Source organism: Silvibacterium sp., assembly GCF_047605705.1.
In the GTDB taxonomy this organism is placed as follows: domain Bacteria; phylum Acidobacteriota; class Terriglobia; order Terriglobales; family Acidobacteriaceae; genus Silvibacterium.
Window position 1 is genome coordinate 1 of the sequence record NZ_JASGFD010000053.1, and the last position, 18795, is coordinate 18795.

Consider the following 18795-nt stretch of genomic DNA (forward strand, 5'->3'; position numbering starts at 1 on the left):
GCTTCCTCGAGCCGATCGGCAACTCGACCTACAACGGGCTGTGGGCTGAGGTACTCGAGAATCCGAGCCTCGAGGAGAATCTCTGGAACACCGCGCACATCGAGCAGATGCTGCGCGACCAGCCGGAGCTCGCCGATGCATCGAGGCTGGGGCTGCCGCTGCCATGGAAGCCGCTCGATCCGCGGCAGGAGAATCGCTACGAGGCGCACTGGGGCAATGCTGCAAACTCCTGGCGCTCGCTTGAGGTGATTGGCGTGCCTGGTGAGCCGACCGGCATCGCGCAGCGCGTGTATCTGCCTATACATCGTGAGCTGAAGTACGAGGGCAGCCTGTGGGCAAAACACCTGCTCGGTCCCGCAACGCTGACCATCCAGATCCGCAGGCACAATGCGCCGGAGGTGATCGCCTCCGCAACTGTAACCGCGGCAGGCACAGATTGGGCGAAGTACCCCTTCACGTTCGAAATTCCGCAAGGCAAACTGCAGCGGCTGGAGCCGGCGGACTTCGTTGTCCTGGTGGATGGAGAGGAACGCATAGACCTCGACAACATCAACCTCTTTCCGGCAGATGCGCTCAAGAACGGGCTCGATGGCCTCGATCCCGATGAGGTAAAGATGGCTCGCGAGATGCACACCCCGCTGGTGCGTTTCGGCGGAAACTTCACCTCCGGCTACCACTGGAAGGATGGCATCGGCCCTGCGGACAAGCGGGTGAGCATGTTAAATATCGCGTGGGGCATCCCTGAATACAACACCTTCGGTACGGATGAGTTTCTGAACTTCTGCAAGCTGATTGGCGCCGAGCCGCAGGTGGCCGTGAACCTGGGCAGTGGCACGGCGCAGGTGGCGGCGGAGTGGGTGAAGTATGTCGATGAGAAATTCAATCACAGTGCGGGCGGATTGCACTGGGAGCTGGGTAACGAGCTATGGGGCGGATGGAACCTGGGTGCGCCCACGCTGGAGCAACTGCCGGGGCGCACGAAGGACGTGAGCGAAGCCATTCGCGCCGTCGATCCGAAGGCGAAACTCATCGCGACAGGCCAGGATCCCGACCACTTCGAGCAATGGAACGCAGCTCAGTTGACGAATCCTGCCGGTACCTTCGATGAACTCTCCACGCACTTCGTAGTGACCACGGATCAGACGGTGAAGCGCAATCCCAGCGCGGATTTCCTCGCGCAGGCCACCTTCGCGCTGCCGGTGCAGCTTGGCCGCCAGCTACGGCTGGCGCAGCAGCAGATCGATGCGAATCCGGCCTTCGCGCACAAGGCGCATATCGCCTTCACCGAGTGGCTCTTTAACGGCCGCCGCCCGGATGCGCCGCGTTACTCGAACATGGCCGGAGCCCTTGCAGCAGCAGGCTTGCTGAACATGCTCATGGAGAATGCGGACGTAGTGCCCATCTCCGACATGACCGGCATCATGGAATTTGCGGGCATCTGGAAGAAGCGCAGCCAGGTCTACGCCACACCTGCGTACTACGCTTTCCAGATGTACGCAGCAGCAGATGCGACAACTCCCGTGACCGTGACTTCTAACGCCGGTTCGTATGCGGTCAAGGATGGCATTACACGTCTGCCGAACATTGCGGATGTTTCTTATCTCGATATCGTCGCAGCGAAGAACGATGCCGGCGATACACTCACGCTCTTCGTGGTGAACCGCCATCTTACGCGCGATATGGCGACGGATGTCGATGTGCAGGGATTCGCAGCATCCGGCAATGCGCAGGTGAAGACACTGGATGCGCCCAGCCTTTACAACGAGAACACCGAGATGATGCCGCAGGCTGTGGTGCCGAAAGATTCGGCCGTGGCAGTAAAGGGCGGCAGGTTGCACACCGTCTTTCCGCACGAAAGCGTGACGGTGATTACCCTGAGGAAGTCGTAACCGTGTTGATTACTTTTCCGGCTCTTCAACCTTCAGGTATTGCCCGGCCTTCACATCCTTGAGTGTCTGGACGATGCCACTCGGCCAGCGGATTTCGACGCTTTGCACTGTGGTCTCTGGCCCCAGTCCGAACTCGACGCGCTTGTCGCTCGCGGAGAGATAGCTGGAAGCCGTGGAGACGGTAGCCCACTGCGAGCCCTGCGTGGTGGTGATCTTCACGACCGCGCCGATGGCGTCACGGTTGCTCTTGTGGCCGACGAGCGAGAAGCCGATCCAGTGATTCGCAGTCTTCGTCTCGTTGAGAAGCACATGCGTGGGTCCGCCATTTTCGGTGACGACGACGTCGAGCAGACCATCGTTGTTGATGTCGCCGATGGCCATGCCTCGGCCGACCCAGCGCTTTGTGAAGACATCGCCTGAAGCCGCGGAGACATCTTCAAACTTTTTGCCGCCAAGATTGCGCGCCAGCAGCATCGGCTCGCGATAGTGCAGTTGCGGTGAGGTCAGCTCAATGGTGTCGAGATCGTGGCCCTGCGCGAAGAGCAGGTCCTTCCAGCCGTCGTTGTCGTAGTCGAGGAAGCGCGTACCCCAGCCGGAGTGCAACAGCGTCATGCCGGCAATGCCTGTGATGTAGCTCGCGTAGTTGAACGTGCCGTCACCGTTGTTGGTGAAGAGCGCATACTTCTGGTTCGCAAGATTATCGACGACGATGTCCGGCAGTCCGTCATTGTTGTAATCGGCGAAGTCGGTGCCCATACCCGCGAAGGTGCGGCCTTCGCCGTCGACGGCAACCTCGGTGTCGAGCCCGACTTCTTCGAATGTGCCGTTGCCCTTGTTGTGGAAGAGGTACTCCACCATGGAGTCGTTTGCTACGTAAAGGTCGATGTGGCCATCGCGGTCGTAATCGGCGATAGCAATACCGAGCGCCTTGGCAGGCTTGTCGAGACCAAGCTTCGCCGCTTCTTCCGTGAATGTGCCGTCGCCATTGTTGTGGTAGACGAGCATCGAGATCGGTTGAAAGACGTCGGGATGGCAGTAGCCGCGGTAGCCTTCACGATGTTCACCGCAATACACATCGTCCCAGTCCCACTGGATGTAGCGCAGCACAACCAGATCGAGGCGTCCGTCGTTATCGAGATCGACCCACGCCGCCGAGGTGGACCATCCGGTGCCCGCGATGCCGGCTTTCGCGGTGACATCGGTGAACGTGCCGTCGCCGTTGTTGTGGTAGAGCTTATTTCCACCTAGGGCGGTTACAAATAGGTCCTCGCGGCCGTCGTTGTCATAGTCGCCTACAGCTACGCCCATGCCATAGCCGGTCCCCTGCAGTCCGGCCTTCTCCGTCACATCCTCGAACGTGCCGTCGGCCTTCTGGTGATACAGGCGATTCCAGTCCTGCGGCCCGGTCTTCTGCGGGATGGTGCCCTTCGGTGTGGGGTCGCCATAGGGTGCGCCGTTCACCAGGAAGAGATCGAGGCGCCCGTCATTGTCGTAGTCGAAGAGCGCAGCGCCCGAGCCCATGGTCTCAATCAGATATTTGCGCGAGGTGTGCGGAGCCACATGCTGGAAGTGCACACCAACCTTGTCGGTGACCTCTACAAAATTGCCGGGAACCTGGGATGAGCCAGCGACCGGAGCCTGCGCCGATGCTGTGACTGCTGCCAAGAGCAGGGAAGAAAATACGGCAACGCGATATGTAACCGTCATGGCGACTATTTCGCTGCCTTGCAGGCCGTGCACAGCTCGCCGGTGATGCCCTTGCCTTCTTCCACAGTAAAGATGCGATCTACATTCGGCGGTTTGATCTTTTCGATTGCCCCGCTGGGCCAGTGAATCTCGACCGAGTCAACAGTTGCCGCATCGCCGATGCCGAAATGCACCCTCTGATCGTTCGACGAGATGTAGCTGCCGCCACTCAGTACATCGTCGCGATGCCTGATGCCGGCAGCGGTGAGGTAGACGGTCGCGCCCACAGCATCGCGTGGAGATTTTGGCCCACCGATCAGCTTCATCTCCACCCAGTGGTGATGATCGCTGTTCACATTGCGCAGCAGCACAGGCGTGTGGTCGATGGCATTGATGACGACATCGATCTTGCCGTCATTGAAGAGGTCGCCAAAGGCCGCGCCCCGCCCGGGGATTACGTCAGCGAGGCCTGTATCCTTCACCGGCGGCACCAGCTCAAACTTCTTGCCGCCATTGTTGCGATAGAGCAGCGGGCGCTCGGCGAAGGTCGTGCCCCAGTCGTAGTTATCCACCTGCGGATAGACGTGGCCGTTGATCATCATCAGATCCTTCCAGCCATCGTTGTCGAAGTCGAAGAACTCCGCGCCCCATCCGAGGAAAGGAATCGTATCCTGCGCGATGCCCGCGTGGTAGCTCACGTCGGTAAAGTTGGCGTCGCCGTCGTTGTGGAAGAGCACCTTGTAGTCGTCGGAGAAGGTGGTGACGAGCAGGCTGTCGAGGCCCTTGTTCTCATAGTCGCCGACGGCGAGTCCCATCGACGCGACCTCGCGGCCATCCTGATTCAGCGCGAAGCCCGAGGCGTAGCTGTCGTCTTCAAACTTGCCGCCGCCCTTGTTGATGTAGAGATAGTTCGGCGTCGAATCGTCGGCCACGGCGAGATCGACCTTGCCGTCGTTGTTCAGGTCGACGAAAACGGGCGTAAAGCCGTAATACTTGTTCGGATCGTTGGTGCCGGTCTGCACGCTCACGTCTGTGAAGGTGCCGTCGCCGTTGTTGTGGAAGAGATGATCGGGTTCACCTTCGAGGCCGCGCGGTCCACACATCACGGCCACGCCGCGGAAGTTGCAGAAGCTGTAGGAGACGGCCTTGGTGCCGGGGACGGGCAGGTTGTTGCGGTCGAAGTGTACGTAGCCTGCGACGAAGACATCGAGCAGGCCGTCGCCGTCGTAGTCGCCGAAGGTTGCACCGGCGGACCAGTTGCCGAGCGTAATGCCAGCCTTCTCGCCTACGTCCGTGAATGTGCCGTCGTGGTTGTTGTGGTAGAGGCGGTTCTTGCCGTAGTTGCAGACGAAGATGTCGGGCCAGCCGTCGTTGTCGTAGTCGCCGATGGCTACGCCAAAGCCCCAGCGGTCGTTCGTCACGCCCGCCTTGTCCGCGACATTCGTAAATGTGCCGTCGTGATTGTTATGAAAGAGCGCGGCCTTGGGCGCAGGAGTCTTGCCGTCGAGTGCATCGAAGCTCGAGCCGTTCACGATGTAGATGTCGAGCCATCCATCGTTGTCGTAATCGATGAGGCCGACGCCCGAGCCGTTGGTCTCCACGATGAACTGCTTCTGCGGCGAGCCCATGGTGTGGTGCCAGGTGGTCAGCCCGGCCTGCTGCGAGATGTCCTTGAAGACGATCGGGCCGGAGTCGGCAAATCCGCCCGCGGTGATGGGGCGGTTCTCGGCATCATGCACGGCTGCGTGAACGCCGCCGGTGGAGTTGCCCCCGGCCATGCCGCCCTGTTGCTGTGGCGGAGGAGCCTGCTGCGCATGCAGCGCGCAGGCAAAGCAGGCGAAAGCCGAAGCGGAAAGAAGACCGCGCGAGAGGCGAGAGAACAACCGGACAACTCCTGGAAAATGAAGCTGCAAATAAATCAGAAAATCCGTTACGGCGGAAGGATATCAGCCAGCTTTGACAGCTGGCTGCTTCCTTTCTACTTGTTCGATTCTGCCGTGAGCCGGCGGATCAGCTCCGTCTCGTAGCTGCGGTACGGCGTGCCGTCCGTGTGGAAGACCTCGTGGAACCAGACGGTGGGCTGCTCGACGACATAAGGACGCTGCCAGGAGTCCCACGGCAGATAGGTCTGTGTCTTGCCCGCGACAAGTCCCCAATTAATGGCGCCGACATGATGCTTTTGCGCGATGGGCAGAATGGTCTCGAAGAGGCTGCCCGCGCCGCGCGCCATGTATTCGGTGCAGATCACGGGGCGGTGCAGCTGTTCGAGCTGGGTGACGCGGCGTTCGAACTCCTCCGGCCAGCCGTAGTTGTGGAAGGTGATCACGTCAGACTCTTCGACCTGCGTGCGCGCCATCGGGCTCATGGTGCTGGTCGATGACCAGTCGCCCTGCCAGATGCCGCTGGTCAGCGGCTGCGATGGGTTCTCTTCCCGCGCCCAGGCGAAGACCTGCGGCAGCAGCTTCAGCACGAGTTCATTCTTGTTCTTCGGCTCGTGCGGTCCATACGATGCGTCGTTGTCGTTGTCCGGCTCGTTCCACAGATCCCAGGCAAGGACGCGATCGTCATTCGCAAAGGCGCCGACGACGCCTTCGACGTAGGCCTTCAGGCGAGGATACTGCGAGGGATCCTGCAGGGCCTTTGCTCCGGGCGACTGCACCCAGCCGGAGTTATGCACGCCGGGAATGGGTGGGTGCTGCGGGCCGAGCTTGGGAAACGGATCCCAGCAGGAGTCGAAGAGGACGAAGACGGGGCGGATGTGGTGCTTCGCGGCGATGGTGAGGAAGGTATCGATGCGCTTCTTGAAGCCCTGCGGATCCTGCTGCCAGAGCTGGTCCTGGAGGAAGACGCGCATGGTGTTCATGCCGATGGCCTCAGCCCAGCCCAGTTCGCGGTCATTCTCCTGCGGATCGAAGGTCTCGGCCTGCCACATCTCCAGCTGGTTGATGGCGTTGGAGGGGTTGTAATTCGAGCCTACGAGCCAGGGCTGCTTCGCATACCAATCCTTGGCCTGCTGTTCGGTCCAGCGGGTTCGGGCAGAGGCCGCCGAGGCAGCAAGCAGGAGCACAAGCCAGGCTCCGAAAAGTTTCTTCACGCAACATCCTCCGGTTGAAAGGCCAGTGAGCGGGAGGCCAGAACTCAGGCCGGCCCGGCGGCTATCATATGCAAATTGAGAAACGGGTCGCCAGTAAAAAGTAAACGCTTTCACGCGCCTTCCGGCCAGCCCGAACCTCTTAAGGTGCAATCGCTTTCAAAAGTATGCCGCAGTTGGATATAACCTTTCCCCATGAACATTAAAGAGGTCGCCCGGCTGGCCAAGGTCTCGACAGCCACCGTTTCGCGCACGATCAACGGGTCGGACAAGGTCACCGCGGAGACGGCCGAGCGGGTGCGCAAGGCGATTGAAGAGCTGAAGTTCTATCCGAACACGAATGCCCGCGCGCTGGGTTCGGGGCGCAGCAGCCTGTACGGGCTCATCATCTCGGATATCACCAACCCGTTCTTCCCGGAGCTGGTGAAGAGCTTCGAGGATGTGGCGGTCGAGTTCGGCCAGGAGGTGCTGGTGGCCAACACCGACTACAACGCGCATCGCATGGAAGTGTGCGTGAGCCGCATGCTGCAGCGCAAGGTGGATGGCGTGGCCATCATGACCTCGGAAATGGACGAGCACCTGGTGGACGAGCTGAACAGCCGCCGCATTCCCCTGGTGTTCCTCGATACCGGCAAGCCGCAGCCGGGCATCAGCAACATCGCCATTGATTACGCGGCGGGCATCGACGCGGCCGTCGAGCACCTCATCGTGCAGGGCCACACTTCCATCGGCTTCATCACCGGTCCAATGAACCTGACCTCGGCGCGCGTGCGCAGGGCCGCATTCATGGACAGCCTCCAGCGCAAGGGGCTGAAGCTCGATGCCGAGCTTATCGAGGAAGGCAATCACCAGATGGGCGGCGGTCACGATGCCATGCTGCGGCTGCTGGGCAAGAAGCATCTGCCCACCGCGGTGCTGACCTCGAACGACATGACGGCGATCGGCGCCATCGGCGCGCTGAGCGAGCAGGGACTCAAGGTGCCGCGCGATATCTCGATCATCGGCTTCGACGACATCGCGCTGAGTGCCTTTACGCAGCCCGCGCTCACCACCGTGCGGCTCTCTCGGCAGGAGATCGCGAAGGTCGCCTTCCGCGCGCTCTATCACAACCGCGATGAAGTTGCGGCGGGCGGTCAGGAGTACACCATCCAGCCAACGCTGATCGAGCGCAAATCGACGGGACCGGTGAAGGACAGGGGCTAGGGTGCAGCGAGTTTCCCTCCAGACCTGTCATTCCGAGCGAGCGTAGCGAGTCGAGGAACCTGCTGTTCTCTTCGCGTTGCCACGGATGCGTATGTCGCGATCGCGACCAGCGGGAACGGGGGCCGAAGACGTACTGCCCTGCGCGAAGCAGTTATGCCTTCATGAACTTGAGGGATACCGAGTTCATACAGTAGCGCAGGCCGGTCGGCTGAGGGCCATCGTCGAAGACATGCCCGAGATGGGCGTCGCAGAGCCTGCAGGAGACGGCCGTTCTCTCCATGCCAAGTGTGTCATCCGAGCTCTCCTGCACGTTCTCCTTGGCGATGGGCTGCCAGAAGCTGGGCCAGCCGGTGCCGGATTCGAACTTCGTATCCGAGCTGAACAGCGCGGTGCCGCAGCAGATGCAGGCATAGATGCCTTTGTCGTGCAGGTTCCAGTACTCGCCGGTATAGGCCCGCTCGGTTCCCGCGCGGCGGGTCACGTCATACTCCTCGGGAGAGAGTTGCTGTCGCCACTCAGCGTCGGTCTTGACGATGGTCGGCACCGTGACCAGCCCGGTCCGCTGGCCTGATGCGGAGAACTGCGCGATCTTCACTTCTTTGGGGATATTCGGCTTGGCCTCGACCGGTCCCGGAGTGGAGCGGAGGCGCAGAGCGACGGCGACTGCCGCGCCGCCTCCAAGGAGCAAAAACGCCCGGCGGCTGGATTTCCGTGAGCTCCCGTTGCTGTCTGAAACCATGACGACCCCTCCCTGCACTTCGAAACGAAGAACGATGGAGCGAACCCGATCAATCAGTAGACGCTGCGATGTGAGGGAAGGTTACAGCAATAAAAGCCGGGGGATTCATGCGATAGAAAAGCACGTGCGTGCGCGGTTGCGATTTGCAGGATAGGGCAACGTGGATGGTGGCCCATTCGAGCCCGAATGCGTGCCACTATCGGAACCTGTCAGAAGCAGGGGGGCATGTCGTGGCTGTTTCATTCCGCGAACCTGTCATTCCGACCGAAGCGACCGTAGGGGAGCGCAGTGGAGGAACCTGCAGTTGCTTGTTTCAGACAGACTTCTGCGAGCTGCAAACTGCAGGTTCCTCCGCTTCGCGAGACGGAACAACCGTCTCGCTCTGGTCGGAATGACAATCCTGCTTTTGGAAATCCTCCCCAAAGCAGGCATTCAGGGGGCAACCTGGGCCGTCAGTCGATCCATTGATGGCGATAGCCGCTGGCGGTGAGTAGCTCGGCCAGTTCGGCAGTATGGTCGGAGCCGCGTGTCTCGAGCGTGAGATCGATGACGGTATCGCCGAGGTTTACGCCGTAGTGGGCGCGGTCATACTGCGTCTGCACGATGTTGGCGCGTGCGTCGGCGATGATGCGCGTGAGCTGGTGCAGCGCGCCCGGGCGATCCGTCAGGTGAATGCGCAGGCGGGTGCGGCGTCCGGACTTGAGCAGACCACGCTCGATGATGCGCGAGAGCAGGCTGACGTCGATGTTGCCGCCGCAGACCAGCACCGCAGTGCGCTGACCGTTGAGTGAAGTCTTGTTCTGCAGGAGCGAGGCCAGCGCGACTGCGCCTGCGCCTTCGGCGAGTGTCTTCTCGCGCTCGAGCAGAACCAGGATGGCTTTGGCAATCTCTTCTTCGTCGACGGTGACGAGTTCGTCGACATACTTCTGCACCAGCGGCAGCGTGCGCTCGCCCGAGCGGCGCACGGCGATGCCGTCGGCGATGGTCGCTTCGGCAGGAATGGTCACGGGTGCACCGGCCTCGGCCGCGCGCAGCATTGAGGGCAGGCGATCGGTCTGCACGCCGATGACGCGAATCTTCGGGTTCGTCTCCTTGATGGCGCAGGCAATGCCACCGATCAGGCCACCGCCGCCGATGGGCACGACGACCGCTTCGAGATTCGGTATCTGCTCCAGCAGTTCCAGGCCGATGGTGCCCTGCCCGGCGATCACCGCGTCATCGTCAAAGGGATGCAGGAAGGTCATGCCGTCCTGCGCGCCGAGGCGCAGAGCCTCCTCGCAGGCTTCGTCGTAATTCGCACCGTGCAGAATGACCTCCGCGCCATATCCGGCCGTCGACGAGACCTTGACCAGCGGCGTCATCAGCGGCATCACGATGCGCGAGCGGATGCCGCGCTCGGACGAATGGAAAGCCACGCCCTGCGCATGGTTGCCGGCACTGGCGGTAATCACGCCGCGCTCGCGCTCTTCCGGTGAGAGCGTCAGGATCTTGTTCAGTGCGCCGCGTTCCTTGAAGGCGCCGGTGCGCTGCAGGTTATCGAGCTTCAGAAACACCTGCTGCCCGGTCATCTTCGAAAGCGTGTGCGAGTGCGGCGCCGGCGAAAGGTAGATGTGGTCCTGGATACGGCGCTTTGCTTCCTGTACGTCTTCGAGCGTGACTGCCATGAGTCGTTCTTCTCCTGTGATCCTCAAAACGAAAAAGCCACCATCGGTCCCCTGTGGTGCGGGAGCGGATGGTGGCTGGTTTCAGAAACCCTGTGCCTGCGTTTACTCGACCGCCCGCTCCCGATTGTCAGGAATGCGAATAATAATGCCCATAATTCGGCCAGCCATGCAGATGGGCCCCATGGAAACGGACATGGAGATCGCGAGGCCGGAAATGGACATATGGCGGTGCATGCGGATGCCTTGATGAGACCAGACGGCAGAGGAGGAAGTCAAATTCTTTGGCATGCCGAACAAATCCCGGAATCCGGAATGGGGCGCGCTGCGTCAGTGTACTGTGCCCCAATCGATCGCCGAACCTGTCTCGACCGACCCGCTGCCTGCGAGTTCGATGCTGAAGCGCGCCGTCCGCCTCGGCCGGAAATTCCAAAACCCCGTGCCGACCAGCGTCGGAGACTTCAGCCTCATACTCAAAATGATCCCGCTCTACCTCACGAACAGGGAAGAGCGCGTGCCGAAGCGCCAGCTCGGACCATTTGTGACTTCTCCGGACCTCTACACCCGGCCTCCGGCCTCAGGGCTGCGGATCACGTGGTTCGGGCATTCGATTCTGCTGGTGGAGATCGACGGTGTGCGCGTGCTCATCGATCCGGTGTGGGATGAGCGCGCCTCCCCGATGAGCTGGGCTGGTCCGAAGCGCTTTTTCCCGTCGCCACTGCCTCTCGAGAAACTGCCCGAGATCGACGTCATCCTCTTCTCGCATGATCACTACGATCACATGGGCGAGCAGACTGTGCGCAAGCTTGTCACGCTGCCCGCCGCCGCGCGCGCCCAGTGGATCGTTCCGCTCGAAGTCAGCACGGTGCTGCGCAAATTCGGCGCTCCCGCAAAACGCATTCTGGAGCTTGACTGGACGGAGTCGACCTCGATCCGCAGCCCGCGCACCGGGGCGAGCCTCACGATCACCGCTATCCCCTCGCGGCACTTTTCCGGCCGTAGTCTGCGCAATCGATTCGAGACGCTGTGGGCCTCCTACGCGCTGAAGGGTGGGGAGCACAACGTCTACTACGGCGCGGACTCGGGCTACTGGGATGGCTACGCCGAGATCGGGCAGCATTATGGTCCCTTCGATCTGACCATGCTCGAAATCGGCGCGTGGAACCAGCTCTGGGAGCAGATTCACATGGGCCCGGATGGCGCGATGCGCGCCTTTGAGGCGATGGGCGCACGGGGCCTGCTGATGCCGATCCACTGGGGGCTTTTCGATCTCGCGCTGCATGCCTGGCGCACCCCGATCGAGCGCATCACGGAGCTGGCGGACGAGCGTGGCATTCAGCTCTGGTCGCCGCCGCCGGGAGCACCCACCGAATGTGAGAAGGGCGTGGAGCTGCGTTCTTCCTGGTGGCGGTGAGGCAGCTTCCAACTGTGCGACGCCAGATCGGACTTGAACCATTACGAGAATGCAGAAATTCCTCAGCATGAGAAAAAAGACGAACGGCGACCGTGAGGTCGCCGTTCGTCTTGGCTGGAAACTAAAGGCTAGAAGCTAGAAGCTGCTTTTCGGCTGGATGATGCGCGCCCCGCGCCATCCGTAATACGCGATGAAGAGATAGCAGACGACCGGAATGATAAAGGCGTGATGGATACCGATCTTGTCGGCCAGGATGCCCTGCAGTTCCGGGAGCACCGCGCCGCCGACGATGGCGGTCACCAGCAGACCCGAGGCCTCGCCGGTGAGCGGGCCCATCTCGGCGATGCCCAGCGTGAAGATGCTGGGGAACATGATCGAGTTGAAGAAGCCCACGGCAAGGATGCTCCACACCGCGATGTGCCCGGTCGTCAGCATGGAGACGGTCACCAGTCCCATAGCGACAAAGGCGCAGAGCGTCAGCAGGTGGTTGGTCTTCACCTTCTGCAGAATCGCCGAGCCGAGGAAGCGTCCGACCATCGCTCCGCCCCAGTAGAAGGGCACGAGCGCCGCGGCGGCGAGCGCGGTAAGTCCTGCAATTTCAGGCTGATTGAAGTAATTGATCAGGAAGCTGCCGATCGAGACCTCGGCGCCCACGTAGGTAAAGATGCCGACCGCGCCGAGAACCACGTGCGGGTAGCGCCAGATGCTGTCGCCCTTCTGGCCGGCCTTGGTGGGACGGTATTCCTTGGTGTTATCAAGACGCGGGAACTTGTAGACGGCTATGGCCAGCGCGAGGATGACCAGCGCGCCGGTAATCGCCATGTACGGGAACTTGACCGTCGCCGCCTGCTGCAGCCGGTAGGCGTGTACCGCGGCCGGGGACATGGTCTTGAGGTCGATGACGCTGTCGGCGCCCTTGAGGATCAGCCAGCCGCCGAGCGGGGGGCCGATCGTCGTGCCCAGCGAATTGAAGGCCTGCGTCAGGTTCAGGCGGCTGGAGGCGGTCTGCGGCGGTCCGAGCACTGTGACATACGGGTTGGCGGCGACCTGCAGCGCCGTGATGCCGGCGGCCAGTACGATCAGCGCGGTCAGAAAGAGCGGGAACGAGGGGATATTCGCGGCCGGAACAAACCCGATGGCGCCGATTCCCATGGTCACAAGGCCCAAAACCATGGTGCGCTGGTAGCCAATCCACTCGACGATCTTGCCGGAGATAAAGCCGAAGGCCGCGTATGAGCAGAAAAAGGCGAACTGGACCAGCAGGGCCTTGGCGTAATCAAGGTCGAAAATGGCCTTGAGGTGCGGAATCAGGATGTCATTGAGCGAGGTCAGAAAGCCCCACACAAAAAACAGTGTGGTGACCATGGCAAAGGCGCTGCGATAGTTGGAGCCGGCGGGCGCGGCTTGGACTCGGCTGGAGCTTCCTGCGTGACTGATGGCCATCTGTATTCTTTGCTTCCTTATACGTGTCTGATTCTGTGCGGCCTGGGAGCTGGACCGGAAAAGCGGTCGTGCCGGCAAACGTGCCGACACCTCTCTATAAGTAAGATGTCGCTGCTCCGTGAATGATACCTGCTTCTTTACACGTCTGGCCCGGGCGGCACGATCGAGCCCCCGCCACATCCAAGTGAAAGCCGTGGCACTGTCGTTGAAAAGTAAGCGAGCGCTTCTGAAACTTTGCAGCTGTGGGGACGTCAGACAAGCAGCACAGCATGTCCGGACCTGATGTCCGGGCTTCGAAGATCCGACCCCGCGGCGTACTGTCCCGATTCTGCCGCCGGCTTCGTAAGTTGCAGGAGAAAATAGGTTTCATGACCTCAGCACGAATTCTTTTGTCGGCCGCGCTTTGCTGCGGCATCGGAGTCTCGGCCCCCTTGGTGGTCACCCCTCAGGCCTTTGCTCAGGCCTCACCGGCCACGAAAGTCGTGGGCGTGGTGACGGCGATCAGCGGCAATACTCTGACGGTAAAACCCGACACCGGGGATCCGGTAACGGTCACCGTAGGTGATTCGGCGCGTGTTCTGCGGGCTGAGCCCGGCACCAAGACGCTCTCGTCGGCCACCGGCATCCAGTTCTCCGACCTGGCCGTGGGCGATCGCGTGCTGATGGCAGTTCATGCCGCGACCGATGGCGGTCCGGCGACTGCGACCACCGTCGTGGCCATGAAGAAAGCCGATGTCGCCGAAAAGCAACAGGCTGACCAGGCAGACTGGCAACGCCGCGGCGTCGGTGGCCTGGTGAAGTCGGTCGATGCAGCGGCGGGAGTCGTCACGGTAGCCGCCGGCGCGAAGACCTGGACAATCCACACGACACCAAAAACGATCGTGCGGCGCTACGATGCCGACTCGATCCGCTTTGCCGATGCCAAGCCTTCGACCCTGGACCAGATTCATGTCGGCGACCAGGCCCGTGCGCGGGGCGATCATGATCCGGCCAGCACGGATGTGGCGGCCGAGGAGATTGTCTTCGGCAGCTTCCGCAACATCGCGGCGACGGTCGTATCGGTGGATGCCGCGGCAAACACGGTGACGGTCAATGACCTCGCGACCAAGAAGCCGGTCGTGATCCACATTTCTGCGGATTCGCAGCTGCACAAGCTGCCGGATACGATGGCGCAGGCCCTGGCTGCCCGCTTCAAGAGCGGCGGGGAAGGGTCTGGCGGCGGGCATGCGCAGGGCGGTGGCGATCATGCCGGTCAGGTCGCTGCCAGCCAGGCTGCTCCGCCGGAAAATGGCGCCGCTTCGCAGAATGGCACGGGGCCGCGTGGAGCGGGAGCGCGTAACGGCGATCTCTCCACCATGTTGCAGCGCACGCCGTCCCTCGCACTTGGCGATCTGAAAAAAGGCGACGCCGTCATGATCGTCGCCACACAGGGCACCCCGGCTGCGGCTACGGCGGTTACGTTGATCGCCGGGGTCGAGCCGATTCTTTCCGCTTCGCCTTCGGCCAGCCGTGACATGTTCTCGGCCTCCTGGAGCATGGGCGGTGGAGGCGAGGGCGAAGGAACGCCGTAAGGCGGGCTTTCGTACCGCTACGTAAGAGCTTTTCCGTCTTTCCCGCGGCTCTGTCTGCGGTTGCACGAACCGGCTTGCCTGAATGTCCTCTTCAGGCCGGCCGGACGCCGCCGGGGTGTCCGTCTCCCGGCGTTCAGGTTGGATTCATTTCGTTGTTCTACTTTGGGAGCGTTGTGAAATACAGAGTTAAATCTCGTCTTCTTTGTCTCTGGCTGGTCGTGTTAGCGCTTGCCCTCGCGCCGCAGTTGCGCGCACAGGCGCCTACCGGCACGCTTCGCGGCACGGTAACTGACCCCAGCGGAGCGGTGATTCCGAACGCTCACGTGAGCGTCACTACCGTCGATGGTCATACTGTCGCCACTGCGACCTCCGATGCTTCGGGCGCATACGCGTCGAAAGTTACTGCCGGATCGTATCTGATCATCGGCACCGCCCAGGGCTTTGCTCCATCCAACTCGAAAGCCGTGACCGTTGCTGCGGGGCAGAGCAAGCAGGTCGATGTCGCGCTCGAAATCGCCGTCGAGAAGCAGCAGGTGGTGGTCAACGAGGACACGCCGACGGTGAGTGTGGATCCGACCAACAATGCCAACAGCCTTGTCCTGAAGGGCGCGGACCTCGACGCGCTCTCCGATGACCCGGACGAGCTGTCGAATGAGCTGACCGCGCTGGCCGGCCCGGGTGCTGGTCCGAACGGCGGCCAGATCTATATCGACGGCTTTACTGCCGGCGAGCTGCCGCCCAAATCGGCGATCCGCGAGATCCGTATCAACCAGAATCCGTTCTCGGCTCAGTACGACAAGCTGGGTTACGGCCGCATCGAGATCCTGACCAAGCCGGGTACGGACAAGTTCCGCGCCCAGTTCATGGCCCAGGGCGATCCCTCGCAGCTGAACACGGGCAATCCGTTCGACAAGAACATCCCGGACTACTACAGCTACCAGTACAACGGTACGATCAGCGGCCCTATCAGCAAGAATGCCTCGTATTTCGTAAGCGCCGAGCACCGCAGCATCCAGGACGACTCGATCGTCGACGCCTATCGCCTCGCAGGTGAGGTGAATGGCGACTTCGCGGCCGGCATTTACACCAACGCCGCGGACTACAACACGGTTTCGTTCAACGACGCGCTGGTGACGCCGCAGGGCCGTACCAATATCAGCCCGCGCATCGATCTCCAGCTGGGAGCGAGCAACACGCTGAGCGTGCGTTACCAGTTCTACGACAACAGCGAGAAGAACGAGGGCATCGGCCAGTTTTCGCTGCGCGATCAGGGCTACAACACCTCCTCGACCGAGCACACGGTTCAGATCAGCGACACGCAGATCCTCAGCGACAAGGTCATCAACGAGACACGCTTCCAGTTCCTGCGCGATTACTCGAAGACGACTCCGGCTTCGGATACGCCCGAAACGGCGGTCTCCGGACTGGAAACCTTCGGTGGTTATGCCGATCAGACGGCGAACGATCACACCCTGCACTATGAGCTGCAGAACCTGACCGAGATCGCTCTCAAGACGCACGCCATCAACTTTGGCGGACGCCTGCGCTACGCCCGGGACGCGAATACCTCGAATGCCAGCTTCAACGGCCTGTTTACCTTTGGCGGCAACCAGTGCAGCAGCACCGATACGGACTGCACGACGACTACGGCCGCCGAGGCCTACGGGAATACGATCCGTGGTCTGGGTACCGGAGAGACCTGGGCGCAGATTCGCGCCGCCGGCGGCGGACCGAGCCAGCTCACCCTGTCCTATGGAAGCCCCAACATCGTCGCCAGCCTTACCGACGTGGGTCTCTACTACCAGGACGACTGGCGCGCCAAGAAGAACCTGACGCTGAGCTACGGCGTGCGCTGGGAGTCGCAGTCCGGTATCAGCGACAAGAATGACTGGGCGCCGCGCCTCGGCTTCGCATGGGGTCTCGGCAAGAAGGGCAAGCAGTCGAAGACGGTTCTGCGCGGCGGCTACGGCTTCTTCTATGACCGTTTCCAGCTGGCCGAAATCCTGCAGGCCAAGCGCCTGAACGAGAACGCCGATTCGCCGCAGAAGGAAGCGGTGATCGCGGATCCGTCCTGCTATTCGGCGGTCAGCATCACCTCCACCGATCTCGCCTCGTGCGAATCGACGGGCGCGACCAGCAGCAAGACGGCGGTCTACCAGATCGCTCCCAACCTGCACGCGCCGGTGACGCAGCAGGCTGCCTTCGGCCTGGAGCAGCAGCTGACCAAGTCCTCTACGATTTCGTTCACCTACATCAACTCACTTGGCAATCATCAGCTCATCACCCGCAACGCGAATGCGCCGCAGGTGGCCGGCTACAACGCTGCCGATCCGAACGTCTACCAGTACTACTCCGAAGCGGTCTTCAAGCAGAACCAGCTGATGACCAACTTCAATGCCCGCTTCACTCCAACCTTCTCAATCTTCGGGTTCGATTCCGTGAGCTGGGCAAACAGTGACTCCTCGGGCGTCTCCGGAAACCCGAGCAACTCGGCCAATCTCAAGCAGGACTACGGACGCGCAGCGTTCGACGTGCGCAACCGCCTCTTCCTGATGGGCAGCTACATGGCACCCTGGCAGGTGCGTCTGAGCCCGTTCGTCGTGCTGCAGACCGGCACGCCGTTCAACATCACCACGGGCCAGGACAACAACGGCGACTCGTTCTTTAACGACCGTCCGACCTTCGCGCAGTCCGGCGACACAGACACGGTGGCCACCTCCTATGGCACCTTCAACCTGAATCCGACAGCAGGCGTGGCCGAGGGCGAAAAGCTGGTGCCGGTCAACTACGGCGGCGGGCCTAACCTCTTCACCTTCAATCTGCGCGTCAGCAAGACCATCGGTTTCGGTCCGAAGGTCGCAGGCGCGGCTCCTCAGGGTGGCGGTGGTCCCGGCGGGGGCGGCGGTGGTGGCGGACGTGGCGGCGGTGGTGGTCCTGGCGGCGGTGGCCCTCCGGGAGGCGGACTTGGTCCCGGCGGCCTGAGCGGCAACAATCGCGGCCCCGGCGGTCCTGGCGGCCCGAATGGTCAGACCGGTCCGACGCACTCCCGCTACACGTTGACGCTGAATGCGCAGGCTCTGAACCTGTTCAACGACATCAACCTGGCGGCGCCGACCGGCGTGCTGGGCTCGCCGGAATTCGGCAAGTCCAATGCGCTCGCGGGGCAGATCTACTCCTCGGGCTCGGCCAGCCGGCGTATCTTCGTGCAGGCAGTGTTCAGCTTCTAGCGAAGAGCCGAAATAACAGACGGGCGGGAGAAATCCCGCCCGTTTTTCTTTGATGGATGTCTTCTTGCTTCTTTTGGAATGGGCAGAGGCATTTGCGGTGCGTAAAAGGGATCGCGGTGCGCAGCGAAACTCGCCTGTGATGCTTTTGCTCAGAGAGCGAGGTGTTTGCGTTCAGCGATTGCGCCGAGCTTCACGAGGCGCGCTCTTATCGCAGTGGGTGTTCTTTTGAGCTCATGAGCGATCTCTCGCGCTCCGGCTTTTGCATGAAAGAGTAGAAGCAATCTGGCTTCACTCTCCGGAGTCCACGGCCGCCCCTTGTTTTCTCGTCTGGAATCCCGTGGCTTCGGGGCTTCTTTCTCGCCCCGCACTCTCCTGGAAGCAGTGCGCTTTTCAGGCACAACACGTGCAACGAGCTCCCCTGGCTCTCCCCTGAGTGCTGCTTTTATCGCCGCTTTGTGCTCCTTCCAGTGATTGAGCAGCGCATGATGTTCTGACGCCAGTCGATAGACCCATTTCAGCTCTGCCTGCCGAGACGCCTGTTTATCGCCGGTGATGACCTGGAGTGGCACGATATCGGGCATAAGTCCGGCAGCGAAGATATCGAATAGCCAGGTCTTAATTGTTTCGCCCTTGATTTTCGGCCGTATCGCACCTTCCCGGCATCTCCGCAGGTGAGCTTGCTTCCTCTTGTCGAAGTCGGCTGTTTCTCCTACATAGACAAAACGGTTAGTGCGAGGGTCTTTGATTCCGTAGATGGTATGTGTGCGATCGCTCTCGAGGCACGCCATGGCCTATTCTGGCTCAGATTGCGCCACAGACTCATCGATTTTATGAAGGATCGATGTCTCTGCAGACGCGAAAAGGCCGGGAT

12 protein-coding genes are annotated in these 18795 nt (G+C 61.4%); 5 read left to right on the top strand and 7 right to left on the bottom strand.

The window, feature by feature from the left end:
* On the top strand, positions 1 to 1889 hold a 1889-nt coding region (locus QM649_RS16410), incomplete at its 5' end, for an alpha-L-arabinofuranosidase C-terminal domain-containing protein (RefSeq protein ID WP_415200143.1).
* A gap of 9 nt (positions 1890 to 1898) precedes the next feature.
* On the opposite strand, the gene QM649_RS16415 is transcribed toward QM649_RS16410, so the two are convergent.
* From QM649_RS16415 to QM649_RS16425, 3 genes are all read right to left on the bottom strand, one after another.
* Positions 1899 to 3596 (bottom strand): CRTAC1 family protein, encoded by a 1698-nt coding sequence (locus tag QM649_RS16415; protein WP_415200144.1) that lies wholly within the window; start codon positions 3594 to 3596, stop codon positions 1899 to 1901.
* A 5-nt stretch (positions 3597 to 3601) separates the two neighbouring features.
* Positions 3602 to 5353 carry a CRTAC1 family protein gene (locus tag QM649_RS16420; protein WP_415200168.1) on the bottom strand — a complete coding sequence of 584 codons (1752 nt, stop codon included), beginning with the start codon at positions 5351 to 5353 and terminating at the stop codon, positions 3602 to 3604.
* Positions 5354 to 5553: 200 nt separating this feature from the next.
* On the bottom strand, positions 5554 to 6669 hold the full coding sequence (locus QM649_RS16425; protein WP_415200145.1) for a cellulase family glycosylhydrolase: 1116 nt from the start codon (positions 6667 to 6669) through the stop codon (positions 5554 to 5556).
* Positions 6670 to 6861: 192 nt separating this feature from the next.
* On the opposite strand from QM649_RS16425, the gene QM649_RS16430 reads away from it, so the two are divergent.
* Positions 6862 to 7869, top strand: a complete 1008-nt coding sequence (locus QM649_RS16430; protein WP_415200146.1) for a LacI family DNA-binding transcriptional regulator — start codon at positions 6862 to 6864, stop codon at positions 7867 to 7869.
* 151 nt (positions 7870 to 8020) lie between these two features.
* On the opposite strand, the gene msrB is transcribed toward QM649_RS16430, so the two are convergent.
* Positions 8021 to 8608: a peptide-methionine (R)-S-oxide reductase MsrB gene (msrB, locus tag QM649_RS16435; RefSeq protein ID WP_415200147.1), complete on the bottom strand. Its 588-nt coding sequence runs from the start codon at positions 8606 to 8608 to the stop codon at positions 8021 to 8023.
* A gap of 452 nt (positions 8609 to 9060) precedes the next feature.
* Positions 9061 to 10272 carry a threonine ammonia-lyase gene (gene ilvA / locus QM649_RS16440; protein WP_415200148.1) on the bottom strand — a complete coding sequence of 404 codons (1212 nt, stop codon included), beginning with the start codon at positions 10270 to 10272 and terminating at the stop codon, positions 9061 to 9063.
* Between the two features lie 286 nt (positions 10273 to 10558).
* Here ilvA and QM649_RS16445 point away from each other — a divergent pair, with 286 nt between their 5' ends.
* Positions 10559 to 11683: an MBL fold metallo-hydrolase gene (locus QM649_RS16445; protein ID WP_415200149.1), complete on the top strand. Its 1125-nt coding sequence runs from the start codon at positions 10559 to 10561 to the stop codon at positions 11681 to 11683.
* Between the two features lie 135 nt (positions 11684 to 11818).
* On the opposite strand, the gene QM649_RS16450 is transcribed toward QM649_RS16445, so the two are convergent.
* The gene (locus tag QM649_RS16450) at positions 11819 to 13126 is read right to left on the bottom strand and encodes a sugar MFS transporter (protein WP_415200150.1); all 1308 of its coding nucleotides are present in this window, start codon (positions 13124 to 13126) and stop codon (positions 11819 to 11821) included.
* A 368-nt stretch (positions 13127 to 13494) separates the two neighbouring features.
* Here QM649_RS16450 and QM649_RS16455 point away from each other — a divergent pair, with 368 nt between their 5' ends.
* Together QM649_RS16455 and QM649_RS16460 are read left to right on the top strand one after the other, a co-directional pair.
* Positions 13495 to 14697 (top strand): hypothetical protein, encoded by a 1203-nt coding sequence (locus tag QM649_RS16455; RefSeq protein ID WP_415200151.1) that lies wholly within the window; start codon positions 13495 to 13497, stop codon positions 14695 to 14697.
* Between the two features lie 218 nt (positions 14698 to 14915).
* Positions 14916 to 17924 carry a TonB-dependent receptor domain-containing protein gene (locus QM649_RS16460; RefSeq protein WP_415200152.1) on the top strand — a complete coding sequence of 1003 codons (3009 nt, stop codon included), beginning with the start codon at positions 14916 to 14918 and terminating at the stop codon, positions 17922 to 17924.
* A gap of 149 nt (positions 17925 to 18073) precedes the next feature.
* On the opposite strand, the gene QM649_RS16465 is transcribed toward QM649_RS16460, so the two are convergent.
* A complete protein-coding gene (locus tag QM649_RS16465) occupies positions 18074 to 18712 on the bottom strand; it encodes a hypothetical protein (protein WP_415200153.1) in 639 nt (212 codons plus the stop codon).
* Between the last annotated feature and the right edge of the window lie 83 nt (positions 18713 to 18795).

What these genes read in the sequence shown, in the direction of transcription:
- QM649_RS16415 (WP_415200144.1), bottom strand. Translation starts at nt 3,596, where the DNA reads ATGACGGTTACATATCGCGTTGCCGTATTTTCTTCCCTGCTCTTGGCA.
- QM649_RS16420 (WP_415200168.1), bottom strand. Translation starts at nt 5,353, where the DNA reads ATGGCCGGGGGCAACTCCACCGGCGGCGTTCACGCAGCCGTGCATGAT.
- QM649_RS16430 (WP_415200146.1), top strand. Translation starts at nt 6,862, where the DNA reads ATGAACATTAAAGAGGTCGCCCGGCTGGCCAAGGTCTCGACAGCCACC.
- msrB (WP_415200147.1), bottom strand. Translation starts at nt 8,608, where the DNA reads ATGGTTTCAGACAGCAACGGGAGCTCACGGAAATCCAGCCGCCGGGCG.
- ilvA (WP_415200148.1), bottom strand. Translation starts at nt 10,272, where the DNA reads ATGGCAGTCACGCTCGAAGACGTACAGGAAGCAAAGCGCCGTATCCAG.
- QM649_RS16445 (WP_415200149.1), top strand. Translation starts at nt 10,559, where the DNA reads ATGCCGAACAAATCCCGGAATCCGGAATGGGGCGCGCTGCGTCAGTGT.
- QM649_RS16450 (WP_415200150.1), bottom strand. Translation starts at nt 13,126, where the DNA reads ATGGCCATCAGTCACGCAGGAAGCTCCAGCCGAGTCCAAGCCGCGCCC.
- QM649_RS16455 (WP_415200151.1), top strand. Translation starts at nt 13,495, where the DNA reads ATGACCTCAGCACGAATTCTTTTGTCGGCCGCGCTTTGCTGCGGCATC.
- QM649_RS16465 (WP_415200153.1), bottom strand. Translation starts at nt 18,712, where the DNA reads ATGGCGTGCCTCGAGAGCGATCGCACACATACCATCTACGGAATCAAA.